14 protein-coding genes are annotated in these 17,151 nt (G+C 62.3%); 11 read left to right on the top strand and 3 right to left on the bottom strand.

The genetic code is table 11. The annotated features are described in order from the left end of the window. Positions 1–130 precede the first annotated feature (130 nt). The 3 genes from ACMXX3_RS05310 to ACMXX3_RS05320 all read left to right on the top strand — a co-directional run bounded on the left by ACMXX3_RS05310 (position 131) and on the right by ACMXX3_RS05320 (position 3,711). Positions 131–1,102 carry a bile acid:sodium symporter family protein gene (locus tag ACMXX3_RS05310; protein WP_421083711.1) on the top strand — a complete coding sequence of 324 codons (972 nt, stop codon included), beginning with the start codon at positions 131–133 and terminating at the stop codon, positions 1,100–1,102. Positions 1,103–1,312: 210 nt separating this feature from the next. Continuing rightward, a complete protein-coding gene (locus ACMXX3_RS05315; protein ID WP_421083712.1) occupies positions 1,313–2,851 on the top strand; it encodes an ATP-binding protein in 1,539 nt (512 codons plus the stop codon). A 146-nt stretch (positions 2,852–2,997) separates the two neighbouring features. Then, the gene (locus ACMXX3_RS05320) at positions 2,998–3,711 is read left to right on the top strand and encodes a LysE family translocator (protein ID WP_421083713.1); all 714 of its coding nucleotides are present in this window, start codon (positions 2,998–3,000) and stop codon (positions 3,709–3,711) included. 113 nt (positions 3,712–3,824) lie between these two features. On the opposite strand, the gene ACMXX3_RS05325 is transcribed toward ACMXX3_RS05320, so the two are convergent. Next, positions 3,825–5,876, bottom strand: a complete 2,052-nt coding sequence (locus tag ACMXX3_RS05325) for a glycoside hydrolase family 15 protein (RefSeq protein WP_421083714.1) — start codon at positions 5,874–5,876, stop codon at positions 3,825–3,827. A gap of 156 nt (positions 5,877–6,032) precedes the next feature. On the opposite strand from ACMXX3_RS05325, the gene ACMXX3_RS05330 reads away from it, so the two are divergent. The 4 genes from ACMXX3_RS05330 to ACMXX3_RS05345 all read left to right on the top strand — a co-directional run bounded on the left by ACMXX3_RS05330 (position 6,033) and on the right by ACMXX3_RS05345 (position 9,632). Next, positions 6,033–6,380, top strand: coding sequence for a metal-sensitive transcriptional regulator (locus ACMXX3_RS05330; protein WP_421083715.1), 348 nt, complete (start codon positions 6,033–6,035; stop codon positions 6,378–6,380). Positions 6,381–6,456: 76 nt separating this feature from the next. Then, positions 6,457–6,672 carry a heavy-metal-associated domain-containing protein gene (locus tag ACMXX3_RS05335; protein ID WP_237200687.1) on the top strand — a complete coding sequence of 72 codons (216 nt, stop codon included), beginning with the start codon at positions 6,457–6,459 and terminating at the stop codon, positions 6,670–6,672. Between the two features lie 75 nt (positions 6,673–6,747). After that, a complete protein-coding gene (locus ACMXX3_RS05340) occupies positions 6,748–9,027 on the top strand; it encodes a heavy metal translocating P-type ATPase (RefSeq protein ID WP_421083716.1) in 2,280 nt (759 codons plus the stop codon). Positions 9,028–9,056: 29 nt separating this feature from the next. Next, a complete protein-coding gene (locus ACMXX3_RS05345; protein WP_421083717.1) occupies positions 9,057–9,632 on the top strand; it encodes a YdhK family protein in 576 nt (191 codons plus the stop codon). Between the two features lie 97 nt (positions 9,633–9,729). Here the strand turns inward: ACMXX3_RS05345 and ACMXX3_RS05350 are convergent, their stop codons facing one another. Beyond that, positions 9,730–10,737: an LLM class flavin-dependent oxidoreductase gene (locus tag ACMXX3_RS05350; protein ID WP_237208517.1), complete on the bottom strand. Its 1,008-nt coding sequence runs from the start codon at positions 10,735–10,737 to the stop codon at positions 9,730–9,732. Positions 10,738–10,815: 78 nt separating this feature from the next. After that, positions 10,816–11,775: a helix-turn-helix domain-containing protein gene (locus ACMXX3_RS05355; protein WP_421083718.1), complete on the bottom strand. Its 960-nt coding sequence runs from the start codon at positions 11,773–11,775 to the stop codon at positions 10,816–10,818. A gap of 150 nt (positions 11,776–11,925) precedes the next feature. Between ACMXX3_RS05355 and ACMXX3_RS05360 the strand changes: the two genes are divergently transcribed. The 4 genes from ACMXX3_RS05360 (at position 11,926) to ACMXX3_RS05375 (ending at position 17,146) form a co-directional block, all read left to right on the top strand. Then, a complete protein-coding gene (locus tag ACMXX3_RS05360) occupies positions 11,926–13,341 on the top strand; it encodes an aldehyde dehydrogenase family protein (protein ID WP_421083719.1) in 1,416 nt (471 codons plus the stop codon). Between the two features lie 278 nt (positions 13,342–13,619). Next, positions 13,620–14,969 (top strand): MFS transporter, encoded by a 1,350-nt coding sequence (locus ACMXX3_RS05365; protein ID WP_421083720.1) that lies wholly within the window; start codon positions 13,620–13,622, stop codon positions 14,967–14,969. A gap of 219 nt (positions 14,970–15,188) precedes the next feature. Next, a complete protein-coding gene (locus ACMXX3_RS05370; protein ID WP_421083721.1) occupies positions 15,189–16,388 on the top strand; it encodes a thiolase family protein in 1,200 nt (399 codons plus the stop codon). Then, the gene (locus ACMXX3_RS05375) at positions 16,388–17,146 is read left to right on the top strand and encodes an enoyl-CoA hydratase/isomerase family protein (protein WP_421083722.1); all 759 of its coding nucleotides are present in this window, start codon (positions 16,388–16,390) and stop codon (positions 17,144–17,146) included. The genes ACMXX3_RS05370 and ACMXX3_RS05375 overlap by 1 nt, the downstream gene beginning before the upstream one ends. Positions 17,147–17,151: the final 5 nt, after the last annotated feature.

The following is a 17,151-nucleotide window of genomic DNA, read 5'->3' on the forward strand; positions in this document are numbered from 1 at the left end:
GCCCTCAGAAAGAAGGTGAGCCCCATGGGTTTTCTCTACGCTATCGCAGGTATTGTTGCCCTGGTTCTAGCAGCGCTCGGCGGCGCCAAATGGTATGAGGCTGAAAAGGGCAAAGAGTAAAATGGGCTAAATGGCCCTACCCCAGAAACTGCGCTCCTGGCGCCCAGACCCGCTCATCACCCTGATTCTGCTCGCCGTTGCCCTGGCGATAATTGCCCCGGCCCGCGGGGACTTCGCTGAGGGGTTCAGCGTCGCCACCAAAATCGCTATCGGCCTGCTCTTCTTCCTCTACGGGGCGAGGCTCTCCCCCCAGGAGGCCCTGCAGGGCCTGAAGAACTGGCGGCTTCATAGCACCATTCTGGGCTTTACCTACCTCATCTTCCCCCTCATTGGCCTGGCCCTCTACCCCCTTCAGGGCCTGATCGGGCGGGAGCTCTACCTGGGCCTGCTCTTCATGACCCTGGTGCCCTCCACTGTGCAGTCCTCGGTGGCTTTCACCTCGATCGCTAAGGGCAATGTGGCCGGGGCAATTGTTAGCGCGAGTGCCTCAAATATCGTGGGCGTGGTCGCCACCCCCCTGCTGGTCATGCTGCTGATGCAGAGCGATCAGCTCACTATCTCCGGCTCTGTGTTCGGTGATATTGCCCTTCAGCTCCTGTTGCCCTTCATGCTGGGCCAGCTCCTGCGCCGCTGGGTGGGCGAGATTGCCAAGAACAAGCTGACCAAGCACGTTGACCGGTTCTCTATCGCCATGGTGGTCTACGCGGCCTTTTCGGACGGCATCGTGCAGGGTATCTGGACCCGCATCAGTCCCTGGCAGATTCTGCTTCTGGTTCTTCTGTCGCTTGCCCTGGTGGAGTTCCTGCTCTGGCTCAGCGGGGTTGTGGCCAAGAAGCTGGGCTTTAGCTACGGCGACCGGGTGGCGGTGCAGTTCTGCGGCTCGAAGAAGTCCCTGGCCACCGGCCTACCCATGGCTGCCGTGATTTTCGGGGGCGGGGCCGTGGGTGCCCTGATTCTGCCACTCATGATCTTCCACCAGGTTCAGCTCATGATTTGCGCGGCCAAGGCCGCCCGCTGGGGCAGGCAGGTGGAGTCTTCATAGCGAACATCATGGAGACTATCATGGTGAAAATCGCCCATCATGGTGAGCAATGACCGCCGATTTTCACCATGACGACGCCGGGTTCAGCTCCCGCCCAATGTCAACGAGGAGGCGGGCGGCGGCATCCTGGTGAAAATCATGGTGAAACAATTGTCCTTCATGGTGAAAATTGACATTGACTTTTCACCATGACACTTCCATGCTTTAACCATGACCTGGACACCCGCCCGCCTCACGGCAACCCTCAAGCAACTGCGCCAACGCCAAGGCGACACCACCACCCTTGAAGTCAAAAAAGCCCAGGCAGGCATGCCGACCCGCCTAGGAGAAACCCTCTGCGCTTTTGCCAATATGCCTGGCGGTGGAACTATTATCCTAGGTATCGACGAGAAGGCAGGGTTCACCGTTACCGGGGTACCCCAGGTTGCCCAGCTTGAAGCAGCAATCGCCGCTCACAACCGAAACGACGTCGTCCCAGCCCCCTACCTAGAGTTCACAGCTCTCGCCCCAGAGGAGGACGAAACTACCACCGTACTCGTCGTCGATGTGCAGGGGCTCCCTACCACAGCCAAGCCAGCCACCTACAAGGGCGTATCGTATCTTCGCCAGTCAGACGGCGACTACGCCATGAACCCCGTGGAGCTACGCATGATTGAGGTCGCTAAGCTCCACGCCTCTGAGCACATTCGGTACGACGCCCAGCCTGCCCCCAATACCTCCAGGGAGGACCTAAACCCCCGGCTCGTCAAGAGCTACCTGGAGCACGCTCGGGCAAGCAGCAGGCGTATGCGGCAGCTAGAGGACGAAGATATTCTCAGGGCAACAGGCGTCCTAGACCCCCAGGGCGTCCCCACGGTAGCGGGTGTGTACGGACTAGGTTTTTACCCGCAGGGCCCTGAACCTGCTCTCGGGGTGACTGCTGCCGTCCTCACCACCCGCAACGGCACGTCACGAAGCCGCAATCTTGAACATTTCGATGGAGCCGTGCCTGACCTGCTTGCAGACCTCACGAACTGGGTGGAGGCCAACCTCCCCACCTACCAGGTCTACAGCACCAGCGGGGACCTCTACGACCAAACAGTTCTCCCCATGACCGCAGTGCGCGAGGTCATTGCCAATGCCCTAGTTCACCGTGATCTCAGCCCCCTAACGCTCAGCACCGGCAAGTCTGTGCAGGTCCGCATCACCGAACGGTGCCTCATCGTTGAGAGCCCCGGTGGGTTACGCGGTCTATCTACCCACCAACTCTTAAGCGAAGAACACGCTCAGGCAGCGGTCAACCAGAGGCTCTATCACCTGATGAAGCAAAGCGAAACCCCAGATGGGGCCCGGGTGATTGAGGGCGAGGGTGGAGGGATTCGGGAGATCCGGCAGGCCCTTGAAGAGGTAGGAGCACCCGCCCCTATTTTCACCGATACCGGGGTCAAGTTTCGGGTGGTTCTCTGGTTTGCAGAGAACCCCCTGCCTGTCCGTCAGAACCAACCGGTACGTCCTGCTTCGGTAGCCGCCCCAAGCGCTCAGCCCCAAGCCCCTGCTCCGGTTTTACCCCAGGGAGTCGGCAAGAATACCCCTCTTATTGCACAGGCGCTTGCCTCCGGGCAGGTACTGACGCGCTCTCAGCTCGTCGACCAGACCGGGCTCAGCCCAGCCCAGGTTCGCTACGCTGTAGAGCAACTCCTTAAGGCAGGCCTCGTTGCGATGGTGGGCGAGCGAGGACGCAAGGGAACCGGCTACCGCTGGGTGGGTTAGGACGTTCCCGGGTTCAACTCCCGCAGAATATCAATGAGCAGGCGGGCGGTGGCATAGCCGCCCAAAGGCCGAGTGCAGCTGCCAGCTGGAATCGGTTACATACATGGAATTGAACCGGGTTTACTCTCTCGCTTACAGTAGTGCCCATGACCCTTACCCAGGCCCTCCTTGGCTTCGCCGGAATCGCTTTTCTGATTACGATTATCCCGGCCACAGACACCGCCCTGGTGCTGCGCTCTCTCGTAGCCGGGGGCAAAAGAAGCGCCTACGCCTGTGTCTTTGGCATTACGGCTGGCCTGCTGATCTGGGGCGTCACAGCCGCCACCGGCCTGGCCGTGCTCATGGCCGCCGCGCCCCTCATCTTTGACCTCATCACCGTGGCGGGCGGCCTCTACCTGATTTACCTGGGCATCAAATTCCTGCTCAACCTCAGGCGCTGGGGGCAGGTGACCGTCCTCAAAACCGAACAGGCCGCCCTGGCCTCGTTGCCTGGTCGCGCGGCGTCCTTACCCGAGGGCAAGGACGGCCCCGCCCCGGCCAACGAGAAAAAGGTGGGTAAGGACTTTCTGGCGGGCTTCATCGCCAACATTCTCAACCCGAAAATCGCGGTCTTCTACATTGCCAGTGTGCCGCCCTTTATGGTGGCCAGCGTACACCCCTTCATTATGGGTAGCCTACTGGCCCTGATCCACGGCGGCATTAACGTGCTCTGGTTTACCCTGATTATCTCACTGGCAGCCTTGGCCATGAAGTGGCTGCTGCATCCGCGTGCCACCCTCATCATCGACGGAATCGCCGGGGCGGTGCTCCTGGTCTTTGGTGTGCTGATTCTGGTAGAGGCGGCCCACAAGCTGCTCTAGGGCAGCCTGGGTGGTACGCCCATACGGAAAGGACCATTTAAATCGGAAAAACCCACCTAGTTGGTGGGTTTTTCTGATTTAGATGGTACCTACTCGGGGGTGGGGGTGTCTGCCTAGAGCCCCAGGGCCTCCACTGCCCGGATCAGGGAAATATGGGCCAGGGCCTGCGGGAAGTTGCCGGTCAGGCGTTGCTGGTCAAAGTCGTACTCAGAACTCATCAGCCCCAGGTCATTGGCGCAATCCAGCACGGTATCAAGCAGGGCGCGGCCGTCCTCCTCACGACCCGAGCGAATGTACTGCTCGGCCAGCCAGAGGGAGGAGATGAAGTGGGGGTTATCCTGTCCCTCAAAACCGTCGTGGGAGTCGGAGTTGTCGTAGCGGTAAATCATGCCCGAGGGGTGGGAGATTGTCTGCTCAATTTTCGCAACGGTCGCCAGCATACGCTCATCGTCCCAGGCCACCAGACCAATCTGGGGCAGCTGCAGCAGGGAAGCATCAACCGATGACCCGCCGTAGGTGGAGACGAAACAGCCCAAATCAGCGTTGAAACCCCGGTCAAGGATCTCTTCAGCAACAGCGTCCCGGCAGTGTTCCCAGGTGGCGGCGTCCCCGTCCAACCCGAAATCACGCACCGCCGAAACCCCGGCGTCAAAGGCGGCCCAGAGCATGGCCTGGGAGTGGGTGTAGACGGCGGGTTCCCCGAAGGTTTCCCACATGGAGCGGTCAGGCTCCCCGATCCGGTCGGCTGCAGCATTGAGTAGGGCCTTTTGCAGGGGCCAGGAGAGGTGGTCTTCTGCCACGCCCGCTTCGCGCAGGTTGGCGAAGGTGACGAGCACCTGGCCCAGGGCGTCCCCCTGGAACTGGTCGCCCGACCCGTTTCCGCTTCTCACCGGCTGGGAGCCCTCATAGCCGGGCAGGGCCAGGCGGCGCTCGATGTCGTCCTTTTCGCCTGCCAGCCCGTAGACGGCGTGGACGCGGCGGGGGTTGTTGGCAAGGGCCCGCAGGATCCAGTTGCGCAGCTGGGCGGTTTCGCGTTCGTGGCCGTGGGTGAGCATGACGTCCATGGTCATGGCGACGTCACGGAGCCAGGTGAAGCGGAAGTCGTAGTTGCGTTTGCCGCCGATGACTTCGGGCAGGGAGGTGGTGACGGAGGCGACCAGGGCCCCGGTTTCACGGGAGATGAGGGAGCGTAACAGAAGGAGGGAGCGCAGGCGGGCTTCTCGGTAGCGGGCGTTGGCTTCTTCGCGGTGGTCTGCTTCAGTGGGGACGACGCGCTGGGCGGCTGTTTGGGCGAGTTCCTGGTAGGTGTCGTGGTCGACTTCGGGGGTAGCTGTGTTGGAGCCGGCCTCCCGCAGGAGGGAGGGGCGGGGCTCTTCGGCGGGGGATACCTCCAGGTCAGCCGGTGGTTCTAGTTCAGCTGAGATAGTGGTGGAGGCCGGGGCGGGGACGTCCTGGCCAGCGGGGACGGTCGGGGCGGGGGTGTAGAGGTCTGACCATTCGCGCCATTGGTCCTGGGTGTAGGTGAGGGCGGCGAGGTAGTCAACGGGGGCGGGGGGATTGTGGTTGGAGGCGAAGTAGGACAGGGTGAAGGTGTAGCTCTGGCCTGCAGAGACAGTGAAGGTTTCGGCCTTGGATTCGGGGTCGCCGTCGGGCAGGGAGTCCCCCCGGAAGACGAGGGCGTGGGGCCCTGCCATGCCGACGAGCATGGAGGCGGCCGGGTCGGGGTTGCCTGCGGGGTCGGTGCTTTCGTAGCGGGTGACCCAGGGGATAGTTTTGCCGTAGTCGAAGCGGAGGGCGAGCTCGTGGTACATGGTGATGTCGCCGGTGAGTCCTTCGACGTTGCGGACGATAGTGGTTCCGCCGGAGAGGGGCATGAATTCGGTGACGCGCACGGAGGCTTCCCCGACTGACCAGACGGTTTGCAGAATAAAGGTGTTTTCGAGGTAGGAGCGTTCGGTACGGACTTCTTCGACGGGGGCGGGGTTGACTGATTCGAGGGGGGCTAGGAGCCAGCGGCCGTGTTCTCGTTCGCCTAGGAGGGCCGCGAAGACTGCCCGGGAGTCGAAGCGGGGGGCGCAGAACCAGTCAATGGAGCCGCTGCGGGAAACCAGCGCACCGGTGTTCATGTCTGAGAGTAGGGCGTAATCCTCGATGAAAGAAGCCATAGAACCAGTCTAACAGGGCGCTTAGTATTGGCTGGCGGTGCCGAATGTCTCCGAAATTTTCATCCGTGCCCTCTAATGTCGCACTTTGGGCAATTTCGTGGGCATTCGAGATTCACCCCCTTGCAAATATACCCCTGGGGGGTATATGCTTAAGTCATGAGCAAAGAACACTGCGCAACCCACCAGGCCAGCCCGCACGAGGGGCACCAGCACGGCTACACCGCCGACAAGGACGCCTACCTCAAGCGCCTGCGCCGCATCGAGGGGCAGGTGCGCGGCATCCAGCGCATGGTCGACGAGGACGTCTACTGCATCGACATCCTCACCCAAGTCTCTGCCATCAACAAGGCCCTGCACAGCGTCTCCATCCAGCTATTAGAAGACCATGTGCGGCACTGCGTCGTCGAAGCTGCCACCCAGGCAGAGGCCACCGGCGACACCGCCCCGCTCGACGACAAAATCAGCGAGGCCATGGCAGCCATTACCCGTCTGATCAAGAGCTAAACCCGGCGGAAGCCCACCGCTTCCCGCCACCCCAAGTACGGGCGTCCGCGCCCCCTACCGAACAAGGAGAAACCCCATGTCAGCAACTATCGTCAAGGCAACCGGCCTCACCTGCAACCACTGCGCCATGAGCGTCCGCGAAGAAATCGAAGAGATTGAGAACGTCACCGGAGTCGAGGTCGATGTGGTCAAGGGCGGCGAATCCACCGTCACCATCAACCACACCGGCGACCTGGACGCCGCAGCCGTCTCAGCCGCCATCGAAGAAGCCGGGTTCACCCCCGTCGCCTAATCCCTGGTTCAGGGGACGACGCGCGTCCGCACCCTGCAAGCACCAAACACCACGAACTAAGTGAAAGAAGGCGTCATGCCCACCCAATCCACCGCTGAGGTTTTCACCGGTGATACCCGCATCGTGAATCTGAACGTGGGAGGCATGACCTGCGCGTCCTGCGTGGGGCGGGTGGAGCGCAAGCTCAAGAAAATTGGGGTGGAGCCCTCGGTCAACCTGCCGCTGGAGACCGCCCGCGTGGTTGCACCCGCCTCTATCACCGATGAGCAGCTGATTGAAACCATTGAGAAGGCCGGCTACTCGGCCAGTCTCAAGCAGGACGCTGTGGAGCAGGCGGACGAGGCCGGGCAGGATTCGCTCGTCCCGCGACTGTGGGTGGCGGCGCTCTTCACTCTGCCGGTCTTTCTGATATCTATGTTTGCCACCTTCCAGTTCCCCCACTGGGGCTGGGTGGTCGCTGCCCTGACCCTGCCGGTAGCCACCTGGGCGGCTATGCCCTTCCACCGCCCGGCCTGGACTAACCTGCGGCACGGCTCTTTCACCATGGACACCCTCATTTCTCTGGGTGTGGTTGCCTCCTACGCTTTTTCGCTCTGGCAGCTGGCCATGGATCCGGCTATGACCGCCCATGCCGGGCACGGGGCGTCCTCGCCTGGCAGCCACGGCATGGACCACATGCTCTACTTCGATGCCGCCGCCATGATTACCCTCTTCCTGCTGGCTGGCCGCACCATTGAGCACCGTACCGCCCGGCGCTCGTCCCAGGCCCTGCGGGCCCTGCTGAACCTGGGGGCAAAGTCGGCCACGGTGCTGCAGGGCGGGCGGGAAGTGCAGATTCCCGTCAAGGACTTGCTGCCCGGAGACATCTTTCTGGTGCGCCCCGGCGAGAAAATCGCGGTGGACGGCGAGGTTGTCGAGGGCCGCTCGGCGGTTGATACCTCCTTGCTGACCGGTGAGTCTGTGCCGGTTGAGGTGGGGGTTGGGGACGCCGTTGTCGGGGCGACCGTCAATACGTCCGGCTCCCTGACGGTGCGGGCAACCCGGGTGGGGGCCGATACCGTGCTGGCCCAGATGAGTCGCACCGTGGCGGAGGCCCAGTCCACCAAGGCTCCTATCGCCCGCCTGGCAGATAGGGTTTCTGCGGTTTTTGTTCCGATTGTCATTGGGCTGGCTCTGGCCACCCTGGCGGGCTGGCTGCTGGTGACAGGCGACCTCAACGCCGCCTTTACCGCAGCCGTGTCGGTGCTGGTCATCGCCTGCCCCTGCGCCCTGGGTCTGGCTACCCCTACGGCCCTGTTGGCAGGCACCTCGCGCGGTTCCCAGCTGGGTATTCTGATTCGTTCAGCCCAGGTGCTCGAATCCACCAAGCACCTGCGCACCGTGGTTCTCGATAAGACCGGCACCGTCACCACCGGTGCCTTCACCCTGGCTGAGGTAACCCCCTTAGCGGGCTTTGAAGCCCAGGACGCCGGACGTCTGCTGGCGGCGGCCGGGGCGGCTGAGAGCCGCTCTGAGCACCCCATTGCCCGGGCTATCACCCAGGCAGCCCAGACTGCTGGGGCGGGTTCCTCCCTGCCTGAAGTCACCGCCTTTGAGTCAGCCCCAGGCGGGGGTGTGCGAGCCACCCTACTGGAAGAGGTTTCCCCAGGTGAAAGCCGAGAAATCACGGCTCTAGTGGGTCAGGTTAGCTTCTTGGCTGCCGAAGGTATCGAGCTGAGCGAAGCCCACACCCGCACCCTACTGGCCGGGCAGGAGGCCGGGCGCACCACCGTCGTCCTTGCTCTCAACGGGCAGCCCGCGGCCCTGCTGGCCCTGCAAGATACCCCCAAGCCGGGGGCGTCCGAAGCCCTGGCAGAACTCAAGGCCCTGGGGCTCACCCCGGTTCTACTGACCGGGGACGCCGAACCCGTCGCCCGTGCGGTAGCTGCCCGGGTGGGCATTGACTCCGCGAATGTTTATGCGGGAGTTAGCCCCTCCGATAAGCTGGCCACCATCACCCGCCTGCAAGAGGGCGGGGTGGGGGTCGCCATGGTGGGCGACGGCGTGAATGACGCGGCCGCCCTGGCCAAGGCCGATGTGGGCGTGGCCATGGGGTCGGGCACCGACGTGGCTATGGAGGCTGCCGACATGACCATTGTGCGCAGCGACCTGGGCTCACTGCCGACAGCCATTCGACTCTCGCGGGCCACCTTGCGACTCATTAAGAGCAACCTCTTCTGGGCCTTTGCCTATAACACGGTGGCTATTCCGGTGGCAGCAGCTGGCCTGCTCAACCCCATGATTGCAGCAGCAGCCATGGCCTTCTCCTCGGTTTTCGTGGTACTCAACTCCACCCGCCTGCTCCGCTTTTCCTAACACCCCAACCAACGCCCCAGGAGGCACCTATGAAAACCCTACCCACCCGCGTCCTCACCCTCGCTGCCCTATCTCTGCTGGCTCTGACCGCCTGCGGGTCCAACGAGTCAAATGCTAAAAACGAGGCTGAGGCTCTGGTCTCGTCAGCTGCCGCAGCCCACGCTGATCACGCCAACCACCCGACAGATGGCGGGCCCGCACCTGCCGGTATCGCTGAAGCATCAGACCCCACCTACCCGGTTGGCACCGAGGTTGTTCTCGCCGCTGACCACATGAGTGGCATGGACGGGGCTACCGCCACCATCGTGGGCGCCTATCAGACCTACACCTACTCGGTGAACTACACCCCTACCGACGGGTCTGACCCCGTCACTGACCACAAGTGGGTTGTGCAGGAAGAACTGGCGGACGCCGGGAGCGAGCGCCTTTCCGACGGCACCCCCGTGACCATCGAGGCTGAGCACATGACCGGCATGAAGGGAGCTGAGGGGACGGTTGAATCGTCCACCGATGAGACCGTTTATATGGTGGACTTCACTGCCGGTGGCATGACCATGAAGAACCATAAGTGGGTCACTGAATCCGAGATTGAAGGGGTCAAGTAACTCCTCATTCTCAAGGGGATCGCAAAACTTCAAAAGGACCGCATATTATGCGGTCCTTTTGAAGAAATGAGGTCCCCTTGCTAGGGGCGGGACGGGGTTAGAGCGCGGGCTTGATGTCGCGGACGATTGCCTCCAGCTGGCGCAGGTTGAAGTCCACTCCCAGCATGTTGGGAATGGTCACCAGCAGGGTGTCTGCCTCTGCCACAGCCTCGTCCTGGGCCAGTTCCTCGGCGATTTTGTCGGGCTCACCAATGTAGCTCTTGCCGAAGCGGGAGACAGCACCGTCCAGAATACCGACCTGGTCTTGCCCCTCAGCCTGAGCACGCAGGCCGAAGTAGTAGTTACTCTGCTCATCGATAATCGGGATAATCGAGCGCGAGACCGAAGTGCGCGGGGTACCCTCGTGCCCGGCGTCCGCCCAAGCCTGCTTGAAAATACGTAGCTGCTCGGCCTGCAGCTGATCAAAGGGCACACCGGTATCTTCCAGCAGCAGGGTGGAGGACATAAGGTTCATGCCCTGCTCGCCGGTCCAGCGGGCGGTATCGCGTGTACCAGCGCCCCACCAGATACGACGCGGCAGGCCGGGTGACTGGGGTGTAATGGGGTCGAGCTGGGTGGGGTCAGAAATGCTCTGGGCAATGCCCTTACCGGCAATGGCCTCGCGGAAGAGGGCGGTGTGGCGGCGGGCCATGTCAGCCTCGTCCTCGCCCTCGGCGGGCAGGTAACCGAAGTGGGCAAAGCCCTTGTAGACGGTTTCGGGGGACCCGCGGGAGATACCCAGCTGCAGGCGCTCGTTACCGGCAATCAGATCGACCATGGCAGCCTGTTCTGCCATGTAGAGCGGGTTTTCGTAGCGCATGTCGATGACGCCGGTGCCCAGCTCGATGGCGGAGGTGCGGGCCCCGGCTGCGGCCAGCAGGGGGAAGGGGGACATCTGCTGTTGGGCGAAGTGGTGGACGCGGTAGAAGGCCCCGTCCAGTCCGATGTCTTCGGCGCCGACGGCCAGGTCGATGGCCTGGTGGAGCATGTCGGCTCCTGTGCGGGTTTTGGAGCCGGGGTAGTCGCCGTAGTGACCGAAGGAGAGGAAGCCTATTTTAGGTGCCATGATTGTATGCCTTTCAGGGTAGTTTTCCTTACAGGCATTACTTTACCAGGAAAGCATTTTGGGGGCTAGACCCCACCCCTACTCAAGAATCATCCGCGCCCGATAGACCGAAGGTGACTCCCCATACTCGGCCTTAAAAGCCTTGCTCACATGCGACGGGTCAAACAGGGCATAGCGGGCGCTAATGGTCTGCACCGAATCCCCCCGGTAGAGGGGATTAGCAAGATCCTCCCGAATGCACTCCAGGCGGCGGGAGCGGATAAAGCTCGACACCGTCTGCTGCTGGGCAGCGAACCGCCCGTGCAGCTGCCGCAGGGAGATATAGAGGGCTTCGGCAATCTTGCCCGGCCCCAGGTCGGGGTCTGAGAGGTGTTCTTCAATGTAGGCAACCGCCTGGTGGTAGAGCATATTGCCCGGCTGGCGCCCGGCTTCACTGGATTCTGCCACCATCACGGTAATCACCATTTCGAGGGCTGACCGCACCAGGGCCAGGGCGTGCGGCCCGCTCAGTTCTTCAATGTTGGCGGCCAGCTGCTCAAAGAGGGGCACGGCGAACTTTCCGAGCCCCTGGGAGTCTGACACCGGGGTTGCGGTGATAACCCCCAGGTAGTCTGCTCCCAGGTGGATGAAGTTTTGGGGGAAGAGGACGATGAGGCTGCGTTGATTATCGATATAGTCCAACTGGTAGGGGCGTTTGGTGACGTAGAGGGCTAGATCTCCTGGCCCCAGGGTGCAGGTGCGTCCGTCCTGGGTGATGGTTGCCTGTCCCTCCAGCTGCAGGCTGAGCTTACAGTAGCCGCCGTGGACTAGGTCGTCGGCGGTGGGTTCGCGGGTGACGGTGTGGGCGGGGGTGTGCATGTCGAAGAGGTGGACTTCCCCCAGGGAGGCGGTGCGGACGCTGGCGATAAAGTTTTCGGAATCGGGGGCAGTGATGTTGAGTAGGCCGAAGCTTTCCCGGGCCCCGGCGATCCATTGGGGCAGGTTCATGTGTTCGTGCTGGCGGAAGCTGTAGGGTTCGGGGGCTTCTGTCTCGCGCATGAACTGCCTTTCACAGGTGATTGGGCGGCCCCCACCAGAATTCGTGACCTACAGCACAGTAAGACAAAGTTTCTGCACGGGCCACCTAACACAGCAGGGGTGGTGACTTACATCATAGATGTAACCGTACCCAACATCAAGGAGATGACAATGTCGTCACTACCCACCACCTACGCAGAACTCCTAGAGCGCGTTACCGCAGGTGGCACCCGGGAAGTCTTCAACCCGGCCACCGAGGAACTCATCGGCTTGGCACCCGAGCTGGGCACCGACGTCCTCGACGAAATGGTTGCCAAGGCCCGCGCCGCCCAGCCCGCCTGGGCCGCCCTGAGCCATGCCGAGCGCAGCGACTACCTCATGAAAATGGCCGACGCCATTGAAGCTGCCGCCGAGCCCCTGGCTGAACTACTGTCCCGCGAGCAGGGCAAGCCCCTCAACGGCCCCAATGCCCGTTTTGAGGTGGGGGGTTGCGCCGCCTGGACCCGCGCCACCGCCTCCTTCGGCCTGGAAGAAGAAACCCTGGTGGACGACGGCGAAACCCGCGCCGTCATGAACTACCGCCCCATTGGCGTCGTGGGCGGCATTGGCCCCTGGAACTGGCCCATGCTGATCACCATCTGGCAGATCGCCCCGGCCCTCCGTATGGGTAACACCATTGTGCTCAAGCCCTCCGAGTACACCACCCTGAGCGTCCTGGCCCTGGTTGAGGTTATCAACAGCGTCCTGCCCGAGGGCCTGGTGCAGATCATTCCCGCCACCCCCGAGGTCGGCGCGGCTATGAGCACCCACCCGGGAATCGACAAGATCACCTTTACCGGCTCCACCGCAACCGGCAAGAAGATTGCCGCCTCCACCGCCGACACCCTCAAGCGCCTCACCCTGGAACTGGGCGGCAACGACGCCGGTATCGTCCTGGACGACGCCGACCCCAAGGCCATTGCCGAGGGCCTCTTCTGGGGTGCCTTCATCAACACCGGCCAGACCTGCGCAGCCCTCAAGCGCCTCTACGTGCCCGATTCCCTCTACGACGCCGTCTGCGAGGAGCTGGTTGCCGTCGCCCAGAACATGCCCATGGGTGTGGGCCTTGAGGAGCAGAACGTCCTGGGCCCCCTGCAAAACAAGGCCCAGTACGACATCGTGGCTGACCTGGTGCAAAAGGCTAAGGACGGCGGCGCCCGCGTCCTGCTGGGTGGCAACCCGGACGAAGAGGCCAAGGGCTTCTTCTATCCCACCACCCTGGTGGCCGACATCGCCAAGGATAACCCCCTGGTGGTTGAAGAGCAGTTCGGCCCGGCCCTGCCGATTATCCGCTACTCCACCCTGGAGGAAGCCCTAGAAGAAGCCAATAAGCTGAATGTTGGCCTGGGTGCCTCGGTTTGGTCTTCCAATATCGAGCGGGCCCGGGAGGTAGCTGCCAAGATTCAGGCTGGCACCGTCTGGATCAACAAGCACGGCGCCATTGACCCCCGGGTTCCCTTCGGTGGCATCAAAACCTCTGGCTACGGCCTTGAGTTCGGCGTCGAGGGCCTCAAGCATATGGGTATCCCCCAGGTTATTTGCGAATAGGTCCCAGCAGATTCTTTACCCCGCCCCGCCCGGCCTTGCGTCAGGCGGGGCGGGGCGCGTCCGTCCTGATTTTTTTACCAGGACGCCCACCGGCCCCTTTGCCTTGCCACCACGGGAAATAGCACCCCGGGCATGATTTACTGACCAAACGGTAAAAAATTTTTTGCCCAACCCCTGTTGCGAAGTCCCTCGCTTCGTATATGATTCTCTGCATACACAAAATGTGACACCCGCCTCACAGCGGTTCTATCCACACCCCAGCACACAAGGAGACACTGATGTCTTCAACAGCCACCATGCCTCACAAGGTGAGTCGCGAAGAACGCAAGGTGCTCGCAGGCACCCTGATTGGCACCACCATCGAGTGGTACGACTTCTTCATTTACGCCCAGGCCGCAGGCCTGATTCTGGCCACCCAGTACTTCACCCCCGAAGGTGAAGACAAGACCATCGCCCAGATCGTCTCCTGGGCCTCCCTCGGTATCAGCTTCATCTTCCGCCCCCTCGGCGCAATCGTCGCAGGCCATATCGGTGATAAGTTCGGCCGCCGGATTACCCTGGTGCTCACCCTCATTCTGATGGGTGTTGCCACCGTCGGTATCGGCTTCGTCCCCACCTACGCCCAGATTGGCATTGCAGCCCCCCTCATCATTATTGCCCTCCGCGTCCTGCAGGGTTTCTCCGCCGGTGGCGAATGGGGTGGCGCGGCCCTCATGTCCGTTGAGCACGCTCCGCGCAACAAGCGCGGCTTCTTCGGCGCCTTCCCCCAGGTCGGCGTCCCCCTGGGTATGATCCTGGCAACCCTGGTCAACCTGCTGCTCAACGCTATTTTGACCGAAGAGCAGTTCCTGAGCTTCGGCTGGCGTATCCCCTTCTGGTCTTCCATCATCCTGATTCTGGTGGGCTTCTACATCCGCCACTCTGTTGAAGAATCCCCCGTCTTCAAGGAAATGCAGAACCTCAAGAAGGAAGAATCAGCCCCCCTCAAGCAGCTCTTCAAGTCCAACACCAAGGAAGTCATCCTGGCGGCCCTCATCTTCATCGCCAATAACGCTGCAGGCTACCTGGTCATCGCCTTCTTCATCTCCTACGGCGTCAAGTCCCTGGGCATGAGCCGCGGCGACGCCATGACCGCCTCCCTGATCGGCGGCCTCGGCTGGCTGACCTTCACTATGCTGGGCGGCTGGATGTCCGACAAGTTCGGCCGCGTCCGCACCTTCCAGATTGGCTACGGCATCATGCTCCTCTGGTCAATCCCCATGTGGTTCCTGGTAGATTCCGGCAGCGTCTTCCTCTTCACCCTGGCCATCTTCGTCCTGACTATCGGCCTGGGCCCCTCCTACGGCCCGCAGTCGGCTATGTACGCTGAGATGTTCCCGGCCTCCGTCCGCTTCTCAGGTATCTCTATCGGCTACGCCATCGGTGCGATTCTGGGTGGAGCTTTTGCCCCCATGATTGCCCAGATGATCCTGCGGGAAACCGGCCAGTCCTGGATGATTGGTGTCTACCTGGTTGTTATCACCCTGGTCTCCCTCATTGCGGTCAGCCTGGTCCCCAAGGGAATCCAGGAAATCGACCTGCACCCCGAGGACGAGGGCACCGCTCCCCAGCCTGCGAAGAACTCATAGCCTGCCGCTCTAGGTAGCGCGGGGCTAGACACAGGAGGGCATACCCTGCCCGCAAGCCCCCGTCCCAGACCCCCGTCACCTCCCGTTCTCTGTGCGGAAAGGTTACGGGGGTCTTTGGTCTCTCTTGACCTGCATCACTTAAAGTGACAAGATTTAGTGAACGATTGGTCAGTTATTTCTGGCCTGACCGAACCATAGCGTTCTCACGAAGGAGTAAGAATGTCCCAGGTATATCTGGTGGGGGGCTCCCGCACCCCCGTCGGCCGCTACGGTGGTGCCCTCTCGTCCGTCCGCCCCGACGACCTTGCCGCCCTGGTGATTAAGGACGTCATCGACAAGGCCGGACTTGACCCGGCGGCTGTTGACGAGGTGATCCTGGGCAACGCCAACGGGGCCGGTGAAGAAAACCGTAACGTCGCCCGCATGGCCTGGCTCCTCAACGACTACCCCGAGAGCGTCCCCGGCATCACCGTCAACCGCCTCTGCGCCTCAGGGCTCAGCGCTATTACCCTGGCCACCCAGATGATTAAGGCAGGGGACGCCGACATCGTCATTGCGGGCGGTGTTGAGTCTATGTCCCGCGCCCCCTGGGTCACGGAAAAACCCACCACCGCCTTCGCCAAGCCCGGCCAGAGCTTCGATACCGCCATCGGCTGGCGCTTCGTCAACCCTGTTTTTGCAGCCCGCGACAAGTTCACCTACTCCATGCCTGAAACCGCAGAAGAGGTGGCCCGGGTTGAGTCGATTTCCCGTGAAGACTGCGACGCCTTTGCCGTCCGCTCCCACGAGCGGGCTATCGCGGCCATTGAGGCCGGGCACTTTAAGGACGAAATCGTGCCCGTAATCGTGCGCGACCGCAAGGGCCGGGAAACCGTCGTTGATACCGATGAAGGCCCCCGCCCCGGCACGACCACTGAGGTCTTGGCTGGGCTGCGGCCGGTTGTCGCTGGCGGGTCTGTAGTGACGGCGGGTAACTCATCCACCCTCAACGACGGGGCCTCAGCCATTATCGTGGCCTCCGAAGAAGCCGTGAAGAAGTACGGACTCACCCCCCGAGCCCGCGTCGTCGCCGGGGCGTCCGCTGGCCTGGCCCCCGAAATCATGGGTCTGGGCCCGGTTCCGGCCACCGAAAAGGCCCTGGCCAAGGCCGGGTGGACGGTGGCCGACCTGGAGGCCGTAGAACTCAACGAGGCCTTTGCCTCCCAGTCCCTGGCCTCCATGCGCCGCCTGGGCCTGAGCGAGGAGATTGTCAACCGCGACGGCGGGGCCATCTCCCTGGGTCACCCGCTGGGTTCGTCCGGATCCCGCATTGTCATTACCCTGCTGGGCCGCATGGAGCGCGAGGGGGCCACTAAGGGCCTGGCCACCATGTGCATTGGCGTGGGCCAGGGCGCTGCCCTGCTGGTGGAGGCTGTCTAATGTTTGAGCATTTCACCGCCCTGACCGTTGAAGAGGGTGAGGACCGCCTGCTGGTTCGCATGAACCGCCCCGAAGTGCGCAACGCTATTGACGCCACCATGGTCGCTGAACTGCACGAGGTCTGCGCCTACCTAGAGGTCACCCCCAAGATTCTGATTCTGACCGGGTGCGAGGTCAACGGACGCGGAATTTTCGCCTCGGGGGCAGACATTGCCCAGCTGCGCGAGCGCCGCCGGGAGGACGCCCTGCGCGGGGTCAATTCGCAAATTTTTGACCGCATTCACAAGCTCCCCATGCCGGTGATTGCCTCCATTGACGGCTACGCCCTGGGTGGCGGGGCGGAGCTGGCCTATGCGGCTGACTTCCGTCTGGGTACCCCCTACATCAAGATGGGCCAGCCCGAAACCAACCTGGGCATTATCGCCGCCGCCGGTGCCCTCTGGCGGCTCAAAGAGCTGGTCGGTGAGCCGGTGGCTCTTGAGATTCTCATGGCCGGTCGAATCCTGTCTGCCGACGAGGCGCTTGAGTTGCGCCTGGTCACTGAGCTGCACGAGCCGTCCGAGCTTCTATCTGCCGCCCACTCTCTGGCAGACCGTATTGGGGCCCAGGATCCGCTGGCGGTGCGTGTGACCAAGCGGGTTTTTGGAGCCCCGCGCGAGGCCCACCCCCACATTGACGAGCTGGCCCAGGCGATTTTGTTTGAGTCCCAGGCCAAGTTTGACCGTATGCAGGCTTTTCTTGATCGGAAGAAGAAGTAGAGGTA

Source organism: Rothia nasimurium, from assembly GCF_049068285.1.
In the GTDB taxonomy this organism is placed as follows: Bacteria; Actinomycetota; Actinomycetes; order Actinomycetales; family Micrococcaceae; genus Rothia; species Rothia nasimurium_I.

Excerpts from the sequence above, each read along its gene's own strand:
- ACMXX3_RS05355 (WP_421083718.1), bottom strand. The coding sequence starts at position 11,775 with ATGCGCGAGACAGAAGCCCCCGAACCCTACAGCTTCCGCCAGCACGAA.
- ACMXX3_RS05325 (WP_421083714.1), bottom strand. The coding sequence starts at position 5,876 with ATGGCTTCTTTCATCGAGGATTACGCCCTACTCTCAGACATGAACACC.
- ACMXX3_RS05315 (WP_421083712.1), top strand. The coding sequence starts at position 1,313 with ATGACCTGGACACCCGCCCGCCTCACGGCAACCCTCAAGCAACTGCGC.
- ACMXX3_RS05330 (WP_421083715.1), top strand. The coding sequence starts at position 6,033 with ATGAGCAAAGAACACTGCGCAACCCACCAGGCCAGCCCGCACGAGGGG.
- ACMXX3_RS05360 (WP_421083719.1), top strand. The coding sequence starts at position 11,926 with ATGTCGTCACTACCCACCACCTACGCAGAACTCCTAGAGCGCGTTACC.
- ACMXX3_RS05375 (WP_421083722.1), top strand. The coding sequence starts at position 16,388 with ATGTTTGAGCATTTCACCGCCCTGACCGTTGAAGAGGGTGAGGACCGC.
- ACMXX3_RS05335 (WP_237200687.1), top strand. The coding sequence starts at position 6,457 with ATGTCAGCAACTATCGTCAAGGCAACCGGCCTCACCTGCAACCACTGC.
- ACMXX3_RS05340 (WP_421083716.1), top strand. The coding sequence starts at position 6,748 with ATGCCCACCCAATCCACCGCTGAGGTTTTCACCGGTGATACCCGCATC.
- ACMXX3_RS05320 (WP_421083713.1), top strand. The coding sequence starts at position 2,998 with ATGACCCTTACCCAGGCCCTCCTTGGCTTCGCCGGAATCGCTTTTCTG.
- ACMXX3_RS05370 (WP_421083721.1), top strand. The coding sequence starts at position 15,189 with ATGTCCCAGGTATATCTGGTGGGGGGCTCCCGCACCCCCGTCGGCCGC.
- ACMXX3_RS05345 (WP_421083717.1), top strand. The coding sequence starts at position 9,057 with ATGAAAACCCTACCCACCCGCGTCCTCACCCTCGCTGCCCTATCTCTG.
- ACMXX3_RS05365 (WP_421083720.1), top strand. The coding sequence starts at position 13,620 with ATGTCTTCAACAGCCACCATGCCTCACAAGGTGAGTCGCGAAGAACGC.
- ACMXX3_RS05310 (WP_421083711.1), top strand. The coding sequence starts at position 131 with ATGGCCCTACCCCAGAAACTGCGCTCCTGGCGCCCAGACCCGCTCATC.
- ACMXX3_RS05350 (WP_237208517.1), bottom strand. The coding sequence starts at position 10,737 with ATGGCACCTAAAATAGGCTTCCTCTCCTTCGGTCACTACGGCGACTAC.